Raw genomic sequence first — 3,972 nt, 5'->3', positions numbered from 1 at the left:
CCTCCACGAAGCCCAGAAAGGCTATCAGCACCCAATAAACAAGGTGAATGTTGGTCAATGGATTTTATGAGTGACAGTAGTCGTAATCAACGTCGCTTTAGGACATTCAATGTTATCGATGACTTTAATCGTGAGGCGTTAGGGATTGATATTGCAGTAAGCTTACCAGCAGGAAGGATTTCCCGTTACTTAGATAAACTGGCCGAATATCATGGATATCCATTAAAAATACGGGTCGATAATGGGCCAGAATTTACAGGAAAAACCTTTATAAACTGGGCTAAATCACATGATATAACCATTGATTATATCCAGCCCGGTAGCCCTTATCAAAATGGCTTTATTGAACGATTTAATCGTACCTATCGTACTGAAGTACTCGATTTATATCTTTTTAACAACTTAGCACAAGCTAGGAAAATAACCGAAGAATGGCTAACGATTTATAACACCGAAAGACCGCATGAGGCATTAAATAACATGACACCGATTGAGTATAAAACACTAAAACAAGCAGCTTAATTTTCTACGTGAGTTGTGTACTAAGTTTGGGGTATTTACATGTCTCTCATAAAACTAAATATTACTATTTATATCTGTTCTCAAAATTCAAAGTATGAGAGTGCGTTCTTATAACAAATGCCTGTTATAAGTTTTTCAAGCAATTGATAATCTTCAGGTATTTCTCCATGTGAAACCCATTTACCGATTAAATTGCATAAAATTCGCCGGAAATATTCATGACGGGTATAAGAAATGAAACTTCTTGAGTCGGTTAACATACCTACAAAATTCATTAATAAACCATGGTCAGCAAGAGTTGTTAGTTGCCTTAACATTCCTCTTTTTGTATCGCTGAACCACCAGCCAGCACCATACTGCATATTAGATTTAACTAATCCAGAATTTTGAAAATTTGCAATTGTCGATGCAACAACATCATTAACACTAGGATTTAAATTATAAATAATAGTTTTAGGCAATGAATTTAATTCATTAATTTTATTTAAAAAATTATTTAAATTAATGGCTAGATTTTGTTGATCATAAATAGAATCAAATCCTGCATTTATGCCAACTTTTTTCAACATGATTTGGTTATTATTACGAATAACACCAAAATGAATTTGCATAGCCCAATTTCTTTTAGAATAAAATCCGGCTAAAGCTATTAGTACTGCAGATTTATATTGAATTTTTTCTACTTTGTTCAAAACAATATTATTCATTTTTTTCTCAAATAATATGCTTTGAGTTTCAATATCACTTGGATGGAACTCAATATCCATTAATCCATGGTCAGACAATCGACAATTATTTTGATGAAAATATTCAACTCTATTTTCTAAAGCCGCTAAATAATCATTAAAATTATTAATTTTAATTGATGTTATCTTTTCAAGTTCTTTTACAAACGAAATAAATTTTTCACCATCAGAATCTAAGGCATCATCTGGTCTAAACGTTGGTAATACTTTTGTTTTAAAATTATCTTGTTTTGTTATTTCACTATGATATTTTAAACAATCTAAAGGTGAATCAGTGGTACAAATTACTTCAACATTTGATAAATTAATTAATTGTTGAGCAGTATAATTTTCATTTTTTATAATGTCATTGCACTTTTCCCATATTTCATTGTGATTTTTTCCATTCAATGTATCGGTTATACCAAAATATTTTGCTAACTCAAGATGACTCCAATGAAACAAGGGGTTTCCAATGGTATTCTCAAGAGTTTCACTCCATGCTTTGAACTTTTCTAGTGGCGAAGCATCACCTGTAATTAAGAATTCATCAACACCATTAGCTCTCATTGCTCTCCATTTGTAATGATCTCCCGATAACCACAAATCATACATGGAATCAAAACTTTTATTTTCCATAATTTCTCGTGGTTCTAAATGACAGTGGTAATCAATGATTGGTAGGTTTTCAGCAAACTCATGGTATAACTTCTGTGCAACTTTACTATTTAAAAGAAAATTTTCATGAATAAAAGCCATTTATTATTACCTCGTTTTACGTAAATAATATTGCTTTTGAATATATGTAATAAAAACAATACATTTATATCTAAATTAGAATTGTTATATCTATTAAGAGATAAGTCTTAATAGATATTGTTTTATCTTTTTGAAAAATTTATTTTTTATCTATCATTAAGGTGATATACACCATTTATTACAAACTTACTTTTTATGATTAATAAAAAGCATTACATTCCATCTATTACCAATTCCACAATGTGCCATCTTCTAAACGAGCAACTGGTAAATAAGCTGGGTTGTAGGGATATTTTTCAGCAAGTTTTTCGTCAAAATCGATACTCAGTCCTGGTTTGTCACTTGGGTGCATGTAACCATCTGTAAAGGTCCAATTTGGTGAAAAGACTTCTAGCATTTGCTGTGAATACCCCATAAATTCTTGCACACCAAAATTAGGTACCCACATATCGAAATGTAGTGCTGCAGCATGGCAAATTGGAGATAAATCAGAGGGTCCGTGAGATCCTGTTCTTACTTGATAAAGAGCAGCAAAATCAGCAATACGGCGCATATGGGTAATACCACCTGCATGAGTGATTGTGGTTCGTATATAATCAATTAATTGCTCTTGAATCAGTTGTTTGCAATCCCAAATGCTATTGAACACTTCACCGACTGCAATTGGTGTGACAGTATGTTGACGAATTAAACGGAAACATTCTTGATTTTCAGCCGGTGTTGGATCTTCCATCCAAAATAGACGGTAATCTTCTATGCTTTTTCCAAAACGAGCTGCTTCGATAGGCGTTAGGCGATGATGCATGTCATGCAGTAAATGCTCATTAAAACCAAATTTACTTCGTACTGCATCAAACAATTTAGGCATAAAATCAAGATACTTCTCGGTTGCCCAATATTGTTCTTCAGGATAATTCCCTCTTGTTGCTGGTTCATAAGCAAGGTTTTTACCTTTACTTTGACCATAGGTTGTCTTCATTCCAGGGATACCACATTGTACGCGAATTGCTTTAAACCCCATTTCCTTATGTTTAGCGTAATCATCTAATGCTTCATCAATACTTGAACCAGTCGTATGACAATACACCATGACCCCTGTTCGTGATGCACCACCTAGTAGCTGGTAAAGTGGCATATTAGCCAATTTTCCTTTGATATCCCAAAGCGCCATATCTATGGCCGAAATGGCTGACATGGTAACTGGACCACGGCGCCAATACGCACCTTTATAGAAATATTGAAAGATATCTTCAATTTGATGAGGATCTCGCCCTATAAGTTGCGGGCAAAGATGATCTTTAAGATAGGATGCTACAGCTAATTTGTAAATACCCCAAACTTAGTACACAACTCACGTAGAAAATTAAGCTGCTTGTTTTAGTGTTTTATACTCAATCGGTGTCATGTTATTTAATGCCTCATGCGGTCTTTCGGTGTTATAAATCGTTAGCCATTCTTCGGTTATTTTCCTAGCTTGTGCTAAGTTGTTAAAAAGATATAAATCGAGTACTTCAGTACGATAGGTACGATTAAATCGTTCAATAAAGCCATTTTGATAAGGGCTACCGGGCTGGATATAATCAATGGTTATATCATGTGATTTAGCCCAGTTTATAAAGGTTTTTCCTGTAAATTCTGGCCCATTATCGACCCGTATTTTTAATGGATATCCATGATATTCGGCCAGTTTATCTAAGTAACGGGAAATCCTTCCTGCTGGTAAGCTTACTGCAATATCAATCCCTAACGCCTCACGATTAAAGTCATCGATAACATTGAATGTCCTAAAGCGACGTTGATTACGACTACTGTCACTCATAAAATCCATTGACCAACATTCACCTTGTTTATTGGGTGCTGATAGCCTTTCTGGGCTTCGTGGAGGAATGCGCTGTTTACGCTTTACCCTGAGATTAAGTTTCAACTCACAATACACCCGATACACCCGTTTATGATTCCATTTATA

3 protein-coding genes and 1 pseudogene are annotated in these 3,972 nt (G+C 34.2%); 1 reads left to right on the top strand and 3 read right to left on the bottom strand.

Features of this window, described 5'->3' with window-relative positions:
* On the top strand, window positions 1-522 hold a 522-nt coding region (locus A9G31_RS08710), incomplete at its 5' end, for an integrase core domain-containing protein (protein WP_141671429.1).
* Window positions 523-602: 80 nt separating this feature from the next.
* Here A9G31_RS08710 and uxaC read toward each other — a convergent pair.
* The 3 genes and pseudogenes from uxaC to A9G31_RS08695 form a co-directional block, all read right to left on the bottom strand.
* Window positions 603-2,006, bottom strand: a complete 1,404-nt coding sequence (uxaC, locus tag A9G31_RS08705) for a glucuronate isomerase (protein WP_065561303.1) — start codon at window positions 2,004-2,006, stop codon at window positions 603-605.
* Between the two features lie 226 nt (window positions 2,007-2,232).
* Window positions 2,233-3,330 (bottom strand): annotated as a pseudogene (gene manD / locus A9G31_RS08700) (D-mannonate dehydratase ManD); the annotation flags it as partial.
* Window positions 3,331-3,369: 39 nt separating this feature from the next.
* Window positions 3,370-3,972: IS3 family transposase (locus A9G31_RS08695; RefSeq protein ID WP_141671428.1), on the bottom strand; the 603-nt coding region annotated here is incomplete at its 5' end.

The sequence above is a fragment of the Gilliamella sp. Gris1-4 genome (assembly GCF_001690335.1).
Lineage (GTDB): Bacteria > Pseudomonadota > Gammaproteobacteria > Enterobacterales > Orbaceae > Gilliamella > Gilliamella apicola_P.
The sequence above is the reverse complement of the archived record's forward strand: the minus strand, read 5'-3'. Positions and strand labels throughout refer to the sequence as shown.